General features: G+C 69.8%; 19 protein-coding genes. 5 read left to right on the top strand and 14 right to left on the bottom strand.

Translation table 11 applies throughout. The annotated features are described in order from the left end of the window. Positions 1–35: 35 nt before the first annotated feature. On the top strand, positions 36–473 hold the full coding sequence (locus JI739_RS05890; protein ID WP_201682871.1) for a helix-turn-helix domain-containing protein: 438 nt from the start codon (positions 36–38) through the stop codon (positions 471–473). 19 nt (positions 474–492) lie between these two features. Here JI739_RS05890 and JI739_RS05885 read toward each other — a convergent pair whose 3' ends face one another. From JI739_RS05885 to JI739_RS05875, 3 genes are read right to left on the bottom strand one after another with little or no spacing between them, the layout of a single operon-like run. Further along, on the bottom strand, positions 493–981 hold the full coding sequence (locus tag JI739_RS05885) for an acyl-CoA thioesterase (protein WP_201682870.1): 489 nt from the start codon (positions 979–981) through the stop codon (positions 493–495). Positions 982–991: 10 nt separating this feature from the next. Continuing rightward, positions 992–1,726 carry an ABC transporter substrate-binding protein gene (locus tag JI739_RS05880; RefSeq protein WP_201682869.1) on the bottom strand — a complete coding sequence of 245 codons (735 nt, stop codon included), beginning with the start codon at positions 1,724–1,726 and terminating at the stop codon, positions 992–994. Between the two features lie 6 nt (positions 1,727–1,732). Then, positions 1,733–2,656: an inositol monophosphatase family protein gene (locus tag JI739_RS05875; protein WP_201682868.1), complete on the bottom strand. Its 924-nt coding sequence runs from the start codon at positions 2,654–2,656 to the stop codon at positions 1,733–1,735. A 94-nt stretch (positions 2,657–2,750) separates the two neighbouring features. Here JI739_RS05875 and JI739_RS05870 point away from each other — a divergent pair, with 94 nt between their 5' ends. Continuing rightward, complete coding sequence (locus JI739_RS05870) at positions 2,751–3,491, top strand: RNA methyltransferase (RefSeq protein ID WP_201682867.1); 741 nt, start codon at positions 2,751–2,753, stop codon at positions 3,489–3,491. An 11-nt stretch (positions 3,492–3,502) separates the two neighbouring features. Next, positions 3,503–4,276 carry a serine O-acetyltransferase gene (gene cysE / locus JI739_RS05865; protein WP_201682866.1) on the top strand — a complete coding sequence of 258 codons (774 nt, stop codon included), beginning with the start codon at positions 3,503–3,505 and terminating at the stop codon, positions 4,274–4,276. 1 nt (position 4,277) lies between these two features. On the opposite strand, the gene mog is transcribed toward cysE, so the two are convergent. Together mog and yjgA are read right to left on the bottom strand one after the other, a co-directional pair. Further along, positions 4,278–4,871 carry a molybdopterin adenylyltransferase gene (gene mog, locus JI739_RS05860; protein WP_201682865.1) on the bottom strand — a complete coding sequence of 198 codons (594 nt, stop codon included), beginning with the start codon at positions 4,869–4,871 and terminating at the stop codon, positions 4,278–4,280. After that, positions 4,864–5,490, bottom strand: a complete 627-nt coding sequence (gene yjgA, locus JI739_RS05855) for a ribosome biogenesis factor YjgA (RefSeq protein ID WP_201682864.1) — start codon at positions 5,488–5,490, stop codon at positions 4,864–4,866. Before yjgA ends, mog begins: the two co-directional genes overlap by 8 nt. Before the next feature lie 61 nt (positions 5,491–5,551). On the opposite strand from yjgA, the gene pmbA reads away from it, so the two are divergent. After that, positions 5,552–6,928 (top strand): metalloprotease PmbA, encoded by a 1,377-nt coding sequence (gene pmbA / locus JI739_RS05850; RefSeq protein WP_201682863.1) that lies wholly within the window; start codon positions 5,552–5,554, stop codon positions 6,926–6,928. A 7-nt stretch (positions 6,929–6,935) separates the two neighbouring features. On the opposite strand, the gene JI739_RS05845 is transcribed toward pmbA, so the two are convergent. Together JI739_RS05845 and rpsU are read right to left on the bottom strand one after the other, a co-directional pair. Beyond that, positions 6,936–7,382: a GatB/YqeY domain-containing protein gene (locus tag JI739_RS05845; RefSeq protein WP_201682862.1), complete on the bottom strand. Its 447-nt coding sequence runs from the start codon at positions 7,380–7,382 to the stop codon at positions 6,936–6,938. A gap of 116 nt (positions 7,383–7,498) precedes the next feature. Beyond that, entirely contained in the window at positions 7,499–7,711 is a 213-nt protein-coding gene (gene rpsU, locus JI739_RS05840) for a 30S ribosomal protein S21 (protein WP_012346814.1), read from the bottom strand. 217 nt (positions 7,712–7,928) lie between these two features. Here rpsU and JI739_RS05835 point away from each other — a divergent pair, with 217 nt between their 5' ends. Further along, the gene (locus JI739_RS05835) at positions 7,929–9,632 is read left to right on the top strand and encodes a hybrid sensor histidine kinase/response regulator (RefSeq protein WP_201682861.1); all 1,704 of its coding nucleotides are present in this window, start codon (positions 7,929–7,931) and stop codon (positions 9,630–9,632) included. Between the two features lie 25 nt (positions 9,633–9,657). Here the strand turns inward: JI739_RS05835 and JI739_RS05830 are convergent, their stop codons facing one another. Genes JI739_RS05830 through JI739_RS05800 form a run of 7 tightly spaced genes read right to left on the bottom strand, consistent with a single transcriptional unit; the run spans position 9,658 to position 16,961 of the window. Next, on the bottom strand, positions 9,658–10,875 hold the full coding sequence (locus JI739_RS05830) for a BaiN/RdsA family NAD(P)/FAD-dependent oxidoreductase (protein WP_201682860.1): 1,218 nt from the start codon (positions 10,873–10,875) through the stop codon (positions 9,658–9,660). Between the two features lie 32 nt (positions 10,876–10,907). Beyond that, positions 10,908–11,723, bottom strand: a complete 816-nt coding sequence (locus tag JI739_RS05825) for a TauD/TfdA dioxygenase family protein (protein ID WP_201682859.1) — start codon at positions 11,721–11,723, stop codon at positions 10,908–10,910. Positions 11,724–11,733: 10 nt separating this feature from the next. Then, complete coding sequence (locus JI739_RS05820; RefSeq protein ID WP_201682858.1) at positions 11,734–12,756, bottom strand: tripartite tricarboxylate transporter substrate-binding protein; 1,023 nt, start codon at positions 12,754–12,756, stop codon at positions 11,734–11,736. Between the two features lie 38 nt (positions 12,757–12,794). Beyond that, on the bottom strand, positions 12,795–13,967 hold the full coding sequence (locus JI739_RS05815) for a mandelate racemase/muconate lactonizing enzyme family protein (protein WP_201682857.1): 1,173 nt from the start codon (positions 13,965–13,967) through the stop codon (positions 12,795–12,797). Further along, the gene (locus JI739_RS05810; protein ID WP_201682856.1) at positions 13,964–14,929 is read right to left on the bottom strand and encodes a D-2-hydroxyacid dehydrogenase; all 966 of its coding nucleotides are present in this window, start codon (positions 14,927–14,929) and stop codon (positions 13,964–13,966) included. Before JI739_RS05810 ends, JI739_RS05815 begins: the two co-directional genes overlap by 4 nt. Then, entirely contained in the window at positions 14,926–15,936 is a 1,011-nt protein-coding gene (locus JI739_RS05805; RefSeq protein ID WP_201682855.1) for a TauD/TfdA family dioxygenase, read from the bottom strand. The genes JI739_RS05810 and JI739_RS05805 overlap by 4 nt, the downstream gene beginning before the upstream one ends. Further along, positions 15,936–16,961: an ABC transporter substrate-binding protein gene (locus JI739_RS05800; protein ID WP_201682854.1), complete on the bottom strand. Its 1,026-nt coding sequence runs from the start codon at positions 16,959–16,961 to the stop codon at positions 15,936–15,938. Before JI739_RS05800 ends, JI739_RS05805 begins: the two co-directional genes overlap by 1 nt. Positions 16,962–16,980: the final 19 nt, after the last annotated feature.

The raw sequence follows: 16,980 nt of genomic DNA, 5'->3' as shown, positions 1-16,980 counted from the left end.
CAAATTCAAGTCAACTTGAGGTCAAGGACTTTTTCATGGACATCGTGGAGGTGGCCAGGCGGTCCGGCATACCCGCTTCGGCCTTGCGTTATTACGAGGACAAGGGGCTGATCGCCTCCACCGGACGGTCGGGCTTGCGCAGGACGTTCTCGCCGGCCGTGCTGGATCAGTTGTCCTTGATCGCCCTGGGTCGGGCGGCCGGCTTCTCGCTCGACGAGATCAGGGGCATGTTCTCGGCCGATGGACGCATGGCGATCGACCGCCGGTCGCTGGACGGCAAGGCCGACGAGATCGACCGCACCATCAAGCGCCTGCAGGCCTTGAGCAAGGGCCTGCGGCACGCGGCGGTGTGCCCGGCGCCCAACCATTCCGAATGCCCCACCTTCAAGCGCCTGCTGCGGGCAGCCGGGGCAGGCAAGCTGGCGCCTGCGGAGACAGCGAAGTTGCCGCAGTCGCGGCGCGGCTCGAAGTGACGCGACGCCGGCGCCAGGCTCAGGCGCCGGTGCCCTGCGAGGCCGACTCCAGCCGGCGCCGCATTTCCTCGCGCAGCGACTTGCGCGTGATCGCGGCCTGCCAGCGGCGCTTCTCGTCGGGCGTGAAGGGCCGCAGCGGCGGCACCGGGACCGGCTTGCGGTCGTCGTCCACCGCCACCATGGTGAAGAAGCAGCTGTTGACGTGGCGCACGTTCTGGCTGCGGATGTCCTGTGCCAGCACCTTGATGCCCACTTCCATCGAGCTGGTGCCGGTGTGGTTGACGCAGGCCAGAAAGGTCACCAGTTCACCCACCAGGATGGGTTCGCGGAAGGTGACCTGGTCCACCGACACGGTGACCACGTACTTGCCGGCGTAGCGGCTGGCGCAGGCATAGGCCACCTGGTCCAGCCACTTGAGAAGGTGGCCGCCGTGCACGTTGCCGGCGAAGTTGGCGGTCTCCGGTGTCATCAGCACCGTCATCGTGAGCTGGTGGGCGGGCAGGTCCATCGGAGAGGTCCTAGTGAGCGGGTGCGACCGACGCACCGTCGATGCCGTGGCGCGCGAGCGCCTGGGCGACGAAGCCGCTGGCTTTCATGTCTTCGACAAAGGCCGCCAGGGCGTCGCCCACGGCGGGCTCGCGCCTGGCGGGGCAGCCCATGGCCTGGCGGATCACCATGAAGTGGCCGGGCAGCAGGCGCAGGCCACCGAGGCGCCGTGCGTCGGCTTCGAGTTGCTGCTTCACTCCGGCCGCCACGTCGGCCGAGCCGGCGACGAAGGTATCGACCACCGCCGGCGACGAGGGGGCGCGCTCGATGGTGGCGTGCTGCAGGGTGCGCGACAGGTGCAGGTCGTAGGCGCTGCCCTGGCCGACGACCACCCGCGCGCCGGGGCGGTCGACCTCGTCGTCGGAAGCGAGCGCGGAGCCCTCGCGTACCAGGTAGCAGCCTTCGCTCAGCACGTAGGGCGCGGTGAAGCGGATGCCTTTGCCACGCTCGGGGTCGATGGCGAAGAACCCGATGTCGGCCTCCTCGCGGGTCACCGCCTCCACCGAGCGGCCGGCGGTGTCGAACACCAGCAGGTCCACGGGCAGGCCCAGCCGCTCGCCCAGCGCGCGAGCCAGGTCGATCGAGACGCCGAAGACCTCGCCCGATGCGGGCCGTCGGCCGGCCAGGATGGGGTTGCCCAGGTTGATGGAGGCGCGCAGGCGGCCCGTTGGCGCGAAGGCCCGGGCGAGGTCGTGCGAGGGGAGCATGGCGATTCAGGCGTCGCGCGGTGCCGGCTCGCCGTCATCGGCCGCGACTTCGGGTGCGGCGCCGTCCGACGCCTGCGACAGCGTTCCGAGCGCCTGGCGCACCTGCGCCTTCTCGCCGGCGCTGGCGAACTTGCTGTACTTCTGAAGCATGGCCACGAGCTGACCGTAGACGCGCGGCGAGCCGGCCAGGCACTCGCGCTGTTCCAGGAAGTCGGGCTCGCCGGTGAAGTTGCCCACCAGGCCGCCGGCCTCGGTCACCAGCAGCGAGCCGGCTGCCACGTCCCAGGGCGACAGCCCGGTCTCGAAGAAGCCATCGGTGTAGCCGGCCGCGACATAGGCCAGGTCGAGCGCCGCGGCGCCGGGGCGGCGCAGGCCGGCGGTGCGCGACATGACCTCGGCCATGATGCGCAGGTAGGTGTTGAAGTTGTCGCCGGGCCGGAACGGGAAGCCGGTGGAGATGAGGCACTGGCGCAGGTCGGTGCGCTTGCTCACGCGCAGGCGCCGCTCGTTCAGGTAGGCACCTCGGCCCCGGGTGGCGGTGAACAAGTCGTTGCGCGTCGGGTCGTAGATCACCGCCTGCTCGATGCGGCCGCGCACGCTCAGCGCGATGCTCACGCAGTACACGGGAAACCCGTGGATGAAGTTGGTGGTGCCGTCCAGCGGATCGATGATCCAGACGTTGTCGGAGCCCTGGCGGCCGCGCGTGCGGCCCGATTCCTCGGCCCAGATCGCATGGTCGGGGTAGGCGCCCAGCAGGGTCTCGATGATGGCTTCTTCGGCCGCGTGGTCCACCTCGGTCACGAAGTCGTTCACCTGCTTTTGCGAGATGCGCACCGATTCGACGTCGAGCGCGGCGCGGTTGATGATGGCGCCGGCGGCGCGTGCGGCCTTGATGGCCACGTTGAGCATGGGGTGCAGGTTGGACGACATCGGTTTTTAAGGGGAGGAGCGCGCCTTGCGAGCGAAGGCGGGAAGGTCCGGCGATGCGGACGCACGACAATAGCGCGATTGTACTTTTCCTTGTGTGAAGACCCGTTTCATCCTCATTCGCACCAGCCACGCCGGCAACGTGGGCGCCGCCGCGCGCGCCATGAAGGTGATGGGCTTCGGTGACCTGGTGCTGGTGGCCCCGCGCTGGCCCGACGTGCTGCGCCATGACGAGGCGCTGCAGCGCGCCAGTGGTGCGCAAGACGTGCTGGACAGCGCCCGCGTGGTCGACACGCTGGACGAGGCGCTCGACGGTGTCTCGCACCTGTGCGCCACGGCCATGACGCCGCGCGACTTCGGCCCCCCCACGGCCGCCCCGCGACCCTACCTCGAAAGCCTGGCCGCCACGCAACCGGCGCCCGCCGGGGTCGCCTTCCTCTTCGGCTCCGAGCGATTCGGCATGAGCAATGCCGATGTCTATCGCTGCCATGTCGCGCTGAGCATTCCCACGCACCCCGGCTACGGCTCGCTCAACCTGGCCGCAGCCATGCAGGTCATCGCCTATGAATGGCGGCAGGCGCTGGGCGGCTTCGGGCCCGATGCGGTCGCGGCGCCGCAAGGGGCGGCGGCGGCCGACGCGCAGGCCGTGGCCGGCATGCTGGCGCACTGGGAGCAGGCGCTGGTGGACATCGGCTTCCTCGATCCGGGCTCGCCCAAGAAGCTGATGCCGCGGCTCAACCAGCTGTTCAACCGCGCGCAACCCACGGCCGAGGAGATCCACATTCTTCGTGGGGTGGCCAAGGCCATGACCCAAGCGGCGGCCAAAACCAAGGCTTAGACTCCGGCGTCATGTTCAGCCGCCTGCGTTCCGACATCCAGTGCATCCTCGACCGTGACCCTGCCGCGCGCAGCAGATGGGAAGTGGTGACCTGCTACCCCGGCCTGCACGCGCTGGTGCTGCACCGGCTGGCCCACGCGATGTGGGGGCGCGGCCTGCGTTGGCTGGGCCGGTTCACCTCGCAGTTCTCGCGCTGGCTCACCGGCATCGAGATCCATCCCGGCGCCACCATCGGCAACGGCGTGTTCATCGACCACGGGATGGGAGTGGTGATCGGCGAGACCGCCCAGGTAGGGGACGGCTGCACCATCTACCAGGGCGTGACGCTGGGCGGCACCTCGCTGTCCAAGGGTGCCAAGCGCCACCCCACCCTGGGCCGCAACGTGGTGGTGGGTGCCGGCGCCAAGGTGCTGGGCGCATTCGAGGTGGGCGACGGCGCGGCCATCGGCTCCAACGCGGTGGTGACCAAGCCGGTGCCAGCGGGCGCTACCGCCGTGGGTATCCCCGCTCGCATCATTGCTGCCGAGGATTCGATGCGGCGCGAGGCCGCGGCCAGCAAGATGGGTTTCTCGGCCTACGGCATCACGCAGAACGACGATCCGCTGTCGCAGGCGCTCAAGGGGCTGATCGACAACGCGTCCTCGCAAGAGCACCAGATCGCCTTGCTGTGGCAAGCCATCGAAACGCTATCGGCCGCGCGGCGCGAGGGCGGGTGCGTGCCCAACGATGCGGCCCGCAAGGAAAGCTTCGAGGCCGACCGGCTGACCCAACTGGTCGGCAAGTAGCTCAGGCTTTCGGTTGCCGGATGGCTGCCTTCGGGCGGAAGGCCTTGCATACGGCTTCGTCGGTTTCGAGATACGGCCCGCCGACGAGGTCTATGCAGTAGGGCACGGCCGCGAAGATGCCGGGCATCAGCACCTGGCCTTTATCGTCGCGCACGCCTTCGAGCGTCTCCTGGATCGATTTGGGCTGCCCCGGCAGGTTGATGATGAGGCACTCGCCGCGGATCACGGCCACCTGCCGCGACAGGATGGCCGTCGGCACGAAGCGCAGGCTGATCTGGCGCATCTGTTCACCGAAGCCCGGCATCTCCTTGTCGGCGATGGCCAGTGTCGCTTCGGGAGTGACATCGCGCCGCGCCGGACCCGTACCACCCGTGGTGACCACCAGCGCGCAGCCGGCGTCCACCAGTTCGACCAGCGCGGCGCTGATGCGATCCTTCTCGTCGGGTATCAGGCGCGGCTCGAAGGTGATGGGGTTGCGCAGCGCGCGGCCCAGCCAGTCCTTGAGGGCCGGCAGGCCCTTGTCCTCGTAGGTGCCGCTGGAGGCGCGGTCGCTGATGGAGACGATGCCGATGCGCACCGGGTCGAAGTCATTCATGGGTGTCTGCCGAATCGAGTTGTTCACGCACGAGCTGGAAGATCTCGCGATAGGCGCGCCCCTGGCGCGGCGCCAGGCCCCGGGACACCGCGTCGGCATCCGGCGCAACGCGATCCTTGCGGGCCTGCCGCACCAGCGCGCGCAACTGCTGCGCATCGGTTGCGGGATAACGGCTGAGCCATTCGCCCACGGCGGCTTCGCGCTCGATCAGGTCGTCGCGCCAGCGTTCGGCCTCGTGCAGGGCGAGGGTGGCGCGGGCCGACCCCTGCTGCTGTTCGCGCAGGGCCTCGCGCGCCGCCTGCAGGGTGTCTTGGTCGAGCTTGCGCATCAGCTTGCCGACGTACTGCAGCTGCCGGCGCTTGCCCTCGAAGTTGGTGATGCGCCGGTACTCGTCCATGGCGGTCACCAGGGATTCCGGCAGGGGCAGGCGTTCGAACAGGTCGGCGCGCAGGCGGGTCAGGTCTTCGCCGAGCTGCTGCAGTTCTTCGCTTTCTCGCTTGAGGTCGGTCTTGCTGATCTCCGAGCCCTTGAGCTCGGACTTGAGCTGCTGGTCGAGCTCGCTGCCTTCGGCGACGAACTGGCCGCGCACGAAGTAGCCTCGTTTGGGTTTGCGTGACATGGGTGAGAGGGGAGGGAAGCCGAACCGTGCCGCAAAGGGCCGCAAGTATCATAGCCCCGCCATGAACAAACCCGATCCCCGAGCCGACCGCGGCTTCTCCTACAGCCGCGCGTATTTCGAAGAGCTGGTCGACAAGGCCCTGACCCATGCCAGGAAGCTCGGAGCCACGGACGCGGGAGCCGAAGCGTCCGAAGGCTGCGGCCTGTCGGTCTCGGTGCGCAAGGGCGAACTCGAGAACGTCGAGCGCAACCGCGACAAGTCGCTGGGTGTCACCGTGTACGTGGGCCAGCGCCGTGGCAACGCCAGCACGTCCGACTTCTCCGATGCCGCCATCGAGCAGACCGTGCAGGCCGCCTTCGACATCGCGCGCTTCACGGCCGAAGACCCGGTCGCCGGGCTGCCCGACGCGGACGATATCGCCGGCCCCGACGACCAGCCCGAGCTCGACCTCTTCCACCCCTGGGACATCGACAGCGAGCGGGCCACCGCGATCGCTCTGGCCTGCGAGGCGGCCGCGCTCAAGACCTCGCGCAAGATCACCAACAGCGAAGGCGCCGGCGTCTCCGCGCAGCAGAGCCACTTTTTCAGCGCCCACACGCGCGGGTTCCGTGGTGGGTACGCCAGCTCTCGCCACTCCCTCTCGGTCGCGCCCATCGCCGGTCGCGGCGACCACATGCAGCGCGATGCCTGGTACAGCTCGATGCGCTGCGCCGATGAACTCGCCGCGCCCGAGGCCGTGGGGCGCTACGCCGCCGAACGCGCGCTCTCGCGCCTGAACGCCCGCAAGATCTCCACCCGCGAGTGCCCGGTGCTTTTCGAGTCGCCCCTGGCGGCGGGCCTGCTCGGCGCCTATGTGCAGGCGACCAGCGGCGGGGCCCTGTACCGGCGCAGCACCTTCCTGCTGGACTCGCTGGGCAAGGACGTGCTGGCCAGCCACATCGACGTCACCGAAGATCCGCACGTGCGCCGCGGCAAGGGCAGCTCGCCTTTCGACGAAGAAGGGGTGCGCACCCATGCGCGCAAGGTGGTCGACGCCGGTCGCGTCGAGGGCTACTTCCTCAGCAGCTACTCCGCGCGCAAGCTGGGCATGAAGACCACCGGCAATGCCGGCGGCTCGCACAACCTGGTGCTGAGTTCGCGGTCGACGCAGCCGCAGGACGACCTCCGGGAGATGCTGCGCAAGCTCGGCACGGGACTGTTCGTGATCGAGCTGATGGGGCAGGGCGTCAACTACGTCACCGGCGACTACTCGCGTGGTGCCAGCGGCTTCTGGGTGGAGAACGGAGAGATCGCCTATCCGGTGCAGGAGATCACCATCGCCGGCAACCTGCGCCACATGTTCGCGGGCATCAGCGCCGTGGGCGCCGACACCTACACCTACGGCGCCAAGACGGTCGGCTCGGTGCTGATCGACCGCATGACCGTGGCCGGCAACTGAGGCCCGGTCAGCGAGCCAGGGCCGCCTTGACCGCGGCCGACACCTCGCCCATGTCGGCCTTGCCCGCCAGGCGCGACTTCACCGCACCCATGACCTTGCCCATGTCGCCGGGTCCGCTCGCGCCCAGTCCGGCGACGATGGCGTCCACCTCGGCCTGCACCTGTTCGCGCGAGAGGCGTTCGGGCAGGTAGGCCTGCAGCACGGCGAGTTCGGCGGCTTCCTTGTCGGCGAGGTCTTGCCGGCCAGCCTTCACGAACGCCTCGATGCTGTCCTTGCGCTGCTTGATCAGCTTGTCCACCACGGCGACGACCTGGGCGTCGTCGAGCTCGGTGCGCTCGTCGACCTCTTTCTGCTTGATGGCCGCGGTGAGCAGGCGGATGGTGCCCAGGCGCTCGCTGTCCTTGGCGCGCATGGCGGCTTTCATGTCGTCGGTGATGCGGTCCTTGAGGGCCATGGCATGGGTCTCCAGAGGTGATGACAGGCTTGAAAACGAAAAGGCCCACGCGGGCGTCCCCGGGTGGGCCTTTGCTGGCCGCGTGCGGCCGGGTCGGTGCCGGTGTGGCGCCGGGCTCAGTAGAGCTTCTTGGGCAGCTGCATGCTGCGAACACGCTTGTAGTGGCGCTTGACCGCGGCGGCCTTCTTGCGCTTGCGCTCGGCGGTGGGCTTTTCGTAGAACTCGCGGGCGCGCAGCTCGGTGAGCAGGCCCAGCTTCTCGATGGTGCGCTTGAAGCGGCGCAGGGCCACGTCGAAGGGCTCGTTTTCCTTGACTCGAATGGTCGTCATGCGTTCGTTTGGATCCAAAAGGTGTCGCAAGAAGATCGGGCTTGCGACGGGGTTCCCCGGCTATGTGGTGATCAGGCCGCCGGGGGTTTGCCAGCAAAGCCCGAAATTATAGCCATTGGTCAATGGCTCTCGCCTCGGCGAAATCCCGGGGAGGTTCACCCCCACAAGCCCCGAAAAAAGAATAAGAATGGATTATTCGCAGTACGGAATTACCACCATGTCACACGCATTCGCCCCCTGGCTCTACACGTTCTCTTCCGCGGCGGTGGCGTTGTCCAAACCAGGCGAATCGCTCGAGGGCTCCCTCGAACGCTGCTTGCAGGCGTGCCTGCCGGTGCTGGCGGACTGGATCGTCCTGGACGTGCCCGATCGAGAGCCGGGGCTGCGACTGGCGGCGGCGCACCAGGCGCCGGAAGTGGCTGCGGCCTTGGCCACTTGTCCATGGAGCCCGCCCGACGCCCGGCTGGAAGTCTGTGCCATGGCGAGCGGGCAGCGCATCCTGCGCGAGGGGATCAGCCCAGCCGAGCACCTGCGCCTGCGCAAAGCCGCGCAGCCTCATGTGCGGTTGCTGGGTGAGCTCGGCGTCGGAGCCCTGCTGAGCCTGCCGATCCGCGTCGGCAAGCGCCTCAGCGGCGCCTTGACGCTCTGCCGCGCGAGTGCCCGCCATCGGTTTTCTGCCGGGGAGTTGGAGCACGCCAACCGCGTGGCCACGCTGGTGGCCGGGCGCCTTTCCGCCGAGTGGGCCGATCAGTGCGCGCGGGAGCGATCCGACTTCCTCGCCCGCCTCGGCCACGAACTGCGCAACCCGCTCGCGCCCATTGTCAGTGCGCTCGAACTCATCGATCGACGGCAGCCCTCGCTGCTGGTGGCCGAGCGCGCGGTGATCAGGCGCCAGGTCGCACACCTCTCACGCCTGGTGGACGACCTGCTCGACGTCTCCCGGCTGTCGCGCGGCGAGCTGACCCTGCGCCGGGCGCCGGTCGACCTGCGCGAGGTCGTCGCCGACGCGCTGGACCTTGCCGCAGCCGCGTTCCACGGCCGGACGGCGCCACGGACGCAACTGCCCGACGAAGCCACCTGGGTGGACGGCGACGCGACCCGCCTCGCGCAGGCCATCGCCCAGCTGCTGCAGAACGCCGCACGCTTCACGCCCGCCAGCGGCTCGGTGAGCCTGCGCCTGTACGAGCAGGGCACGCAGGCTTGCGTCGAGGTCGAAGACAGCGGCTGCGGGATCGCGCCCGAACTGCTGCCGCACCTGTTCGAGCCGTTCGTGCAGGCACGCCAGCCCAGCGACCGCAAGACCGGTGGGCTCGGCCTGGGCCTGTGCATCGTCCGCGGTGTGATGCAGTTGCACGGCGGCACGGTGCAGACGGCCAGCGCGGGTCCCGGCGAGGGCGCCCGCTTCACGATGCGCCTGCCCGTGTCGGCCGCTGCCACGTTGTTGCCCGCGGCGCCGCCGCCGGCCTCGGCCCAGCGCCCCTTGCGCATCCTGGTGGTGGACGACAACCGCGACGCGGCCGAGATGCTGGCCGAGTTGCTCAGCCTGATCGGACACGACTGCCACATCGCCGAGGACGCCAGCGACGCGCTTGCCCAACTCGCCGGCTTCGATCCGGAGCTGGCCCTGCTGGACATCGGCCTGCCACGGGTGGATGGGCTGGAGCTCGCGCGCATCCTGCGTGGCCGGCCCGAATCCGCCGGCTTGCACCTGGTGGCGCTCACCGGCTACGGCACGCCCAGCGATCGATCCCGCGCGCTGCGGGCCGGCTTCGATGAACACCTGGTCAAGCCGGTGCTGCTGGACGACCTGCTGGCCGTGATCTCGCGTTTGACTGGCCGTCCGGCTGAGATCCTGGGCGAGCGGCCGCTTGAGCCGGTCCTGCCGGTCCTGCCGGAGGTAGGTTCCTTCGCCAGCGTGTGAAAGGCCGACGTCCCTGCAGGCGCATTCAGGCCCGGGCTGCAGCCATCGCCTGTGCGCAGGCCCAGGCGCTGGACCAGGCCCACTGGAAGTTGTAGCCACCCAGCCAGCCGGTGACGTCCACCACCTCGCCGATGAAGTGCAGCCCCGGGTGGCGTCGCGATTCCATGGACTGCGAGCCGAGCTCGCGCGTATCGACCCCGCCCGCCATCACCTCGGCCTTGCGCCAGCCCTCGCTTCCGGTGGGCACCAGCTCCCACTGAGACAGCCGCGTGGCCAGTGCAACCAGCGCCTTGTCCGATGCCTCGTTCACCGGCCGCTGCCAGCTGGCGTCCTGCTGCACCCAGGCGTCGGCCAGCCGGGCCGGCACATGGCTGGCGAGTTCGTTGGCCACCAGCCGTTTCGATCGCGCCTTGGCTTGAAGAAGCTCAGCGCCCAGGTTCTCGCTGGGAGCGAGGTCCAGCCGCAGCGGCGTGCCCGGCCGCCAGTAGCTCGAAATCTGCAGGATGGCCGGGCCGGACAGTCCGCGATGCGTGAACAGCAGGTCTTCGTCGAAGGCCATGCGCTGCTTTTTATCGCCGGTCTCCACCCGCACCGGCAGCGCGAGCCCCGCGAGCTGCGCGTACGGCTGCCAGGCTTCGCCGTCGAAGGTCAGGGGCACCAGTGCGGGACGCGGATCGATCACGCGATGGCCGAACTGGCGTGCCAGCCGCAGGCCGAAATCGCTGGCGCCGATTTGCGGGATCGACAGGCCGCCGGTCGCCACCACCAGGCGCGCCGACTGCACGGTGCCGCGGTCCGTGTCCAGCTCCCAGCGCTCGGCTGCCTGCCGCACCGCCTGCACGCTCGCCGGCTGCCATCGCACCACGCCGCCGGCGTCGCACTCGGCCAGCAGCATGCGGATGAAATCCTCCGACGAGCGATCGCCGAACAACTGGCCCTTGTGCTTCTCGTGGAAAGGGATGCCGTGCCGGCGCACCAGGTCGATGAAATCCTGCGCGGTGTAGCGCGACAGGGCCGAGCGGCAGAAGTGCGGGTTCTCGCCCAGGAAATGCTTGTGCGGCGCGCGCGGATCGAGTTCGCGGTTGGTGAAATTGCAGCGGCCGCCGCCGGCGATGCGGACTTTCTCGGCGAGCTTGGGCGCGTGGTCGATCAGCAGCACGGACAAGCCCAGCTGCCCGGCCACGCCGGCGCAGAACAGGCCGGCGGCGCCGGCGCCGATGATCACGACATCGAAGGAATCCATGGGGGCCGCAGTGTAGGCCCCGGCGGAGGGCCTCAGCGGCCGAAGGGCGTGCCTTCCACCACGATGCGGTGCATCACCCGTTCGCCCGCCGCATAGTCGTTCACGGCAAAGTGCCAGGTCTGGTAGTTGTCCCAGAACGCGATCGAGCCTTCGCGCCAGCGCCAGCGCATCGTGAACTCCGGCCGCTGGCCATGCTGGAACAGGTACTCCAGCAGCGGCCGGCTCTCGGCCTCGGTCCAGCCCTCGAAGCGCGTGGTGTAGCCGGGGCTGATGTAGAGGATGCGCCGGCCGCTGTCCGGATGCCGCAGCACCACCGGGTGCGCCACTTCCGGGTCGGGTTCGCGCCCGGTCTTCATGCGGGCCTGCACGGCGGCGTTGGAATGCACCGCGCGCAGTGGCTCCAGCGTCTTCTTCAGCCCGTCGGAGAGGGTGTCGTAGGCCGCGCCCAGGCTGGAGAAGAGCGTGTCGCCACCGGTCGGCGGGAGTTGGCGGCACAGCAGCATGCTGCCCCAGCTCGGCTGGGCCCGGTACACCTGGTCGGTGTGCCAACTGCCGCCGATGTTGCGCTCGCGGCCTTCGTCCTTGCGCACTTCGGACGTGAAGCGTGAGCCGGGTAGCGGCGGGATGATGCCGCTGTCGGGCAGCCGCGGCTGGCCGAAGCATTCGGCAAAGGCCTCGTACTGGGTACGGTCGATCCGCTGGTCGCGCAGGAAGATCACGCCGTGATCGACCAGCGCCTGCCGGATGGCGCGGACCGTCTGTGCTTCCAGCGGCTGCGACAGGTCCACCCCGCGGATCTCGGCGCCGACGGCCGGAGTGACCGGCTCGATGAGAAGGCTGCTGCTCATGGAGCCTCCCTCAGCGTCCGCCGCCGGCCTTTTCGAAGGCCTCGCGGAATTTGGTGCGTGCGATGAACCCGGCATAACGCTGGTGGTCGGTGCGCACCATGCCGACGAACTGCTGCGGATCGGCGATTTCGCTCTCGATGCCCAGCGCCTCCAGCGACTCGACGCCGCGCGGCGAGCGGGCGATCTCGGCGATGGCTCCGTTGAGCCGCTGCACCTGGCCGGGCGGCGTGTCGGCCGGCGCGAAGAATCCCATCCAGTCCTGGAACAGCACGTCCGGGTGCCCCAGCTCGGCGAACGTGGGCACGTCCGGCATGAAGCGCGTGCGGGTGGCCTTGGCGGTGGCCAGCACGCGCAGCTTGCGCTGGCGGTACAGCGGCAGCGCGCTGGCGATGGGCAACACCACTGCCGGCACGTGGCCGCCCATCAGGTCCTGCATGGCCGGGGCGTCGCCCTTGTAGGAAACGTTCTCCAGCGGCACCCCGGTGGACAGCGCCAGCACCGATCCCAGCAGGTGCTGGCTGGAGCCGGTCTGCGCGGCGTACAGCGCCTGCCTGGGATTGGCCTTGCACCAGTCCAGGTACTGGGCGAAGCTGGCGACGTTGTCGGGCACGCCCGGGCCCACGGCGTAGGTCATGCACGAGCGCCCCGCCGGTGCCACCGGCACGAAGTCGCGCAGCGTGTCGTAGGGCAGGGTGCTGACCAGGTGGGGCGAGATCACGATCGGGTAGGCCGGCGACAGGAACACCAGGCTGCCGTCCTTCACGCCGCTGCGCTTGACGCCCTCGTAGGCGATGGCGCCGCCCGCGCCGGGCTTGTTCTCGACGATGACGTTCTCGGCATAGCGGCCCCGCAGCGCGTCCGCGTACATGCGAGCGACCTTGTCGGTGGCGCCGCCGGCGGGCGAGCCGACGATGAGGGTCGCCTGCCGGAGCATCTCCTGCGCGCGCGCCGGCCGGCCGGACAGGCCCAGCGCCGCGAGTCCGCCGGCGGCGAGCAGGCGGCGGCGGGGAAAGATGACGTGGCGATCGTCCATGGCTAGTCTCCTGGGGGTGGTCCTGGGGTGGGGTGCTCTCAATGCGCCGGGTGCGCGCGCGCCACGGCTTCGTCGATGTCGGCGCCCCAGCCGGGCGCCGCGGGTAGCTCGAACTCGCCGCCTTCCACCGTGAACGGCGCGGTGAGCAGCTGCCGTCGCCAGGGCACTTCGTCGGGGTCGAATTCCATGATCCTGAAGTTGGGAATAGCCGCGCAGAAGTGCGCGCTCATGAGCGATCCCAGCGGCCCGTGCGAGTTGTGCGCCGCCACGTTCACGTCGAAGGCGTCCAGCAGCGCGGCCATCTTCATCGACTCGGCCATGCCGTTGAACACCACGTCGACGATGGCCACGTCCACCGCCTGAGCCTCCAGGTAAGGCAGCAGCGCGCGGCGGCCCAGCACCGCCTCCAGCGAGGCGATCGGAAGCCGGGTCGACTGGCGGATCGATGCCAGCGCCGCGGGCGAGTGGCTGTCGATCTCCAGCCAGGTGAGGTCGAACGGCTCCAGCGCGCGCGCCAGGCGCCGGAAGCCCTCGGGCTTGAAGTTGAAGTTGAGGTCCAGCATGAGGCCGATCCCGTCGCCGGCCCCGTGCCGCAGGGCTTCGAGCTGCGACACCGCGGTGTCCACGATGGGCTTCTCGATGTTCAGCTCGAATGGACCGCTGCCACGCAGCACCGCGGTGCGCTCGCCGGGCGCGAAGCGCAGCAGGTTGGTCTTGAGCGCGCGAAACCCCTTGCCCCGCACCTCGGCACCCAGGCCGGTCAGGTCGGCTGGCGAGCGCACGGCGGCGGCGTCGATCACCGGACCGAACAGGTGCGCGTGCACCGCCCGGTACAGGCCCGCATGCGACCAGTACAGCGGCAGCCGTCGGCGCAGCGCGCCGCCCAGGAGCTCGTGCACGGGGATCCCCAGGTCCTTGGCCTTGAGGTCCAGGCAGGCGTTCTCGAAGGCGCCGGCGGCCAGCGACTGCAGCCCGCCGGTGGTCGACTGGGTGGCCGAGAACAGCCGGGCCGCCAGGCGCGACACGTTGCGCGGGTCTTCGCCGACCACCAGTCCGGACAGGCCCTCGATCACCTGCGCCAGGCCGCGCCGGCCGCGCGCCTGGTTGAACTCGGACCAGCCGACCAGCCCGGTGTCGGTGCTCAGCTTGAGGAAGGACCAGTTGTCCCAGCCGCCGCTGACGTGCAGTTGTTCGACCGCGGTGATCTTCATGCGGTCTCCAGCCGGTGCAGCAGGGGCTGGCCGGCGCGAAAGCGCGCGAGGTTCTCGGTCAGCGTCTGCGCGATGCGCGCGCCGGTGCGGGTGCCGCCGTGCCCGGCCGAGTGCGGCGAGACGATCAGGTTGGGCGCGTCCCAGAGCGGGTCGTCAGCCGGCAGCGGTTCCGGGTCGGCCACGTCGATGAAGGCGCCGGCCAGTCGGCCGTCCTGGAGGGCGGCGCGCAGCGCCACCTGGTCCACCGTCTCGCCGCGCGACACGTTCACCAGCAGCGCCCCGCGCTTCATGGTCTGGAAGGCCGTCGCGTCGAGCAGGTGCCGGGTGGCCGGCACCGAGGCCACGGTCACGGCCACCACGTCGGCGCGCGCCAGCGCGTCGTGCAGCCGCTCCAGCGGCAGCATCTCGTCGGCCAGCGGATCGCTGGTGAGCGAGCGGGAGAGGCCGACGATCTTCAGGTCGAAGCCGCGCGCGCGCTTGGCGACCTGCCGGCCCAGGTGCCCGTAGCCGACGATCGCCAGCGTGCGTCCCTCCAGCGCCATCAGCGGCGGAGAGAACTCCTTGATCCATTCGCGCCGGGATGAGCGCGCCAGGATGGTGGGCATCTGCCGCGTCATCGCGAGGATCATGGCCATCGCGTGCTCGGCCACCGTGGGCGCCACCGCGCCGCCCTGGTTGGTCAGCACCAGCTCGGGCGGCAGGGGGCCGTGCATCAGCAGCCCGTCGGCGCCGGCGGTGGTGACCTGCACCCAGCGCACGGTGCGACCCGGCTGCTGCAGCGCCCGCACGATGGGCGGCCCTTCGGCGCCCTTGGGGTCGGACAGCACCGCCAGGTCGGCGCCCTCCAGGGCCCGCGGCACCTCGCCGTGGTCCCTGCAGTGGATCAACTCGATCTCCGGCTGCGACTTCAGCACGCTCAGCACCGGGTCGAGCGCGACGCGGCTGGCGAGGACGACCTTCATGGGTGAACCTCCTTGGCATGTTCCTGGTAGACCCGGTCGTAGACCCGGGCGCGTTCATGCAGCTGCGGCACGGTGGGCCTGGGCTGCCCGGCGTGCAGCCAGAGCCGCAGCAACAGGCGCCTGTGCCCGTCGTCGTTCTCGAACTCGGTGCGCGAGTGCAGGTTGGTGAAGTTGTTCCACAGCAGGATCTCGCCGGGCTCCAGCATGAAGCGCAGCGCCAGCTCGTCGCGCTCGGCGATCTCGGAGAACACGCGCAGCGCTTCGTCCAGCTCCGGCGGCAGCGCCTGCCCCAGCTGCTGCGCCGCCGCGCGCATGAAGCTGCCGGCGTAGTTGCAGCTGACCACGCCGTCGACGCAGCAGAACACCGGGATGGCGGTGTCGGTGATCGGCCGGGCGCTGTGCCGCGCCTCGGGAATGGCCATCGGAAAGCCGCGGTACAGCGGCGCGAGCAGCTCCGGCCGTTCGCGCAGAAGCACGTTGTGGATGGCCAGGGAGCTGACCAGGGCGCTCTGGCCGCCGCGTGCGGCCTGGCGGATGCACATCAGCCCGATCAGCTCGTAGGAATCGGTGTGCATGCGCAGCTCGCTGGACGAGCGGTAGCCGCGCTGCACCGGGTCCTGGTCGTCCTGTTCGACGCGCCCCAGCCGGTCGCCGCCGCGGCTTTGCACGGCGGCCGTTCCCAGGTGCGTGCCCATGCCCCAGTAGATCCGTTCCATCGCCTCCGGCGCGTAGCGGTCGGTGTCGATGCCGGCGAGCAGCACCACGCCGCGGCCCTCGGTGAGGATGGCGCGCACCTCGTCCATCAGGCGGTTGACGGCCGGCTCGTCGAAGTCGGCGCGGGTGGCGCCCTGCGGCGGCAGGTGCGCGGTGCGCGCCAGCAGGCGGTCCAGGCCTGCCAGCTCCTCGCCCATGAGCCGGCGCGTGATGGCCTGTCGTCCGCCGAGGCGGGCCGAGGTCCAGGCGGCCGGGTGCTCCACGGGCGTGGCGCAGAGGGTGGCGGGGGACATCAGTTGGCCACCCCCAGGGCCTTGGCCATCGCGCGGCGGCGCTCCTCGGGCACGTCGAAGCGCATGTTCTCGCCGTCGCGGAAGGCCACGCAGCCGCGCGAGCCGGCGGGGTCGCCGATGACCGAGGTCCTGGCATGGCTGCAGTAGGTGCGCACGCCTTCCTCGGACAGCATCCAGTTGACGAACAGGCGCGCGGCGTTCGGGTGCGGCGCCTTGGCCGCGATCGCCATCGAGCGTGGGGAGATCACGGTCGGGTTCGACAGGTACTGGATGGCGATCGGCGCCTTCTTCTCGATCAGCTGCTTGGAAAAGGCAGTGAAGGTGGGGGCGTTGAACACGTAGGCCCCGGCGGCCACCTGCTGCACGCCGGAAGCGCCGGAGGGCGTCACCTTGTACTGCTGCGTGGCGATCTTGCGCAGCAGGTCCATGCCGTGGGCGCGCTCCACCGCGTCCAGCCAGCCCATGTAGTTGTCCGCCACCTGCGGGTCGGTCAGCAGGAACTTGCCCTTCCACTTGGGGTCGGCCAGGTCGGACCAGGTCCTGGGCACCTCGGCGGGCTTGAGTTGCTCGGTGTTGTAGACCAGCGCCACGATGTCCATGGTGTGGTTCAGGAAGTTGCCCTGCACCGCGTCCTTGGGCCACTGCGCCAGGTTCGGCACCCCCTGCGGCGTGAGCTGGGAGAAGCGATCGGCGTGCATGCGGAAGGGAATCGGCGAACTCACGCTCACCACGTCGGCCTGCGGCTTGCCGCCGTCGTGCTCGGTGTTGAAGCGCTGCATCAGCGGCCCGGTGGGGAACCGGATGAAGCTGCCCTTGATGCCGTACTTCTTCTCGAAGGCCGCCAGGGTGAAGCGCTGCTGCGATTCGTCCTCGGACGAATAGATCATGACCTGACCTTCGGCCTGCGCCGCCTTCACCACCTCGGGAGGCAGCTCCTGCGTGCCCAGGGCCTGGGCGGCGGCCGCACCGGCAAGCAGGGCGAAGCCGGTGGCGGCGATGGCTGAAGCGAGGCGGTGGCGGCGCATGGGGGGTCTCCTGGTCTTC

This window comes from Ramlibacter aurantiacus, from assembly GCF_016722895.1.
GTDB classification, from domain to species: Bacteria; Pseudomonadota; Gammaproteobacteria; order Burkholderiales; family Burkholderiaceae_C; genus Ramlibacter; species Ramlibacter aurantiacus.
The sequence above is the reverse complement of the archived record's forward strand: the minus strand, read 5'-3'. Positions and strand labels throughout refer to the sequence as shown.

Excerpts from the sequence above, each read along its gene's own strand:
- mog (WP_201682865.1), bottom strand. The coding sequence starts at position 4,871 with ATGAATGACTTCGACCCGGTGCGCATCGGCATCGTCTCCATCAGCGAC.
- JI739_RS05830 (WP_201682860.1), bottom strand. The coding sequence starts at position 10,875 with ATGGATTCCTTCGATGTCGTGATCATCGGCGCCGGCGCCGCCGGCCTG.
- JI739_RS05880 (WP_201682869.1), bottom strand. The coding sequence starts at position 1,726 with ATGCTCCCCTCGCACGACCTCGCCCGGGCCTTCGCGCCAACGGGCCGC.
- JI739_RS05805 (WP_201682855.1), bottom strand. The coding sequence starts at position 15,936 with ATGTCCCCCGCCACCCTCTGCGCCACGCCCGTGGAGCACCCGGCCGCC.
- yjgA (WP_201682864.1), bottom strand. The coding sequence starts at position 5,490 with ATGTCACGCAAACCCAAACGAGGCTACTTCGTGCGCGGCCAGTTCGTC.
- JI739_RS05845 (WP_201682862.1), bottom strand. The coding sequence starts at position 7,382 with ATGGCCCTCAAGGACCGCATCACCGACGACATGAAAGCCGCCATGCGC.
- JI739_RS05875 (WP_201682868.1), bottom strand. The coding sequence starts at position 2,656 with ATGTCGTCCAACCTGCACCCCATGCTCAACGTGGCCATCAAGGCCGCA.
- rpsU (WP_012346814.1), bottom strand. The coding sequence starts at position 7,711 with ATGACGACCATTCGAGTCAAGGAAAACGAGCCCTTCGACGTGGCCCTG.
- JI739_RS05825 (WP_201682859.1), bottom strand. The coding sequence starts at position 11,723 with ATGAGCAGCAGCCTTCTCATCGAGCCGGTCACTCCGGCCGTCGGCGCC.
- JI739_RS05810 (WP_201682856.1), bottom strand. The coding sequence starts at position 14,929 with ATGAAGGTCGTCCTCGCCAGCCGCGTCGCGCTCGACCCGGTGCTGAGC.
- pmbA (WP_201682863.1), top strand. The coding sequence starts at position 5,552 with ATGAACAAACCCGATCCCCGAGCCGACCGCGGCTTCTCCTACAGCCGC.
- JI739_RS05815 (WP_201682857.1), bottom strand. The coding sequence starts at position 13,967 with ATGAAGATCACCGCGGTCGAACAACTGCACGTCAGCGGCGGCTGGGAC.
- JI739_RS05820 (WP_201682858.1), bottom strand. The coding sequence starts at position 12,756 with ATGGACGATCGCCACGTCATCTTTCCCCGCCGCCGCCTGCTCGCCGCC.
- cysE (WP_201682866.1), top strand. The coding sequence starts at position 3,503 with ATGTTCAGCCGCCTGCGTTCCGACATCCAGTGCATCCTCGACCGTGAC.
- JI739_RS05800 (WP_201682854.1), bottom strand. The coding sequence starts at position 16,961 with ATGCGCCGCCACCGCCTCGCTTCAGCCATCGCCGCCACCGGCTTCGCC.
- JI739_RS05885 (WP_201682870.1), bottom strand. The coding sequence starts at position 981 with ATGGACCTGCCCGCCCACCAGCTCACGATGACGGTGCTGATGACACCG.
- JI739_RS05835 (WP_201682861.1), top strand. The coding sequence starts at position 7,929 with ATGTCACACGCATTCGCCCCCTGGCTCTACACGTTCTCTTCCGCGGCG.
- JI739_RS05890 (WP_201682871.1), top strand. The coding sequence starts at position 36 with ATGGACATCGTGGAGGTGGCCAGGCGGTCCGGCATACCCGCTTCGGCC.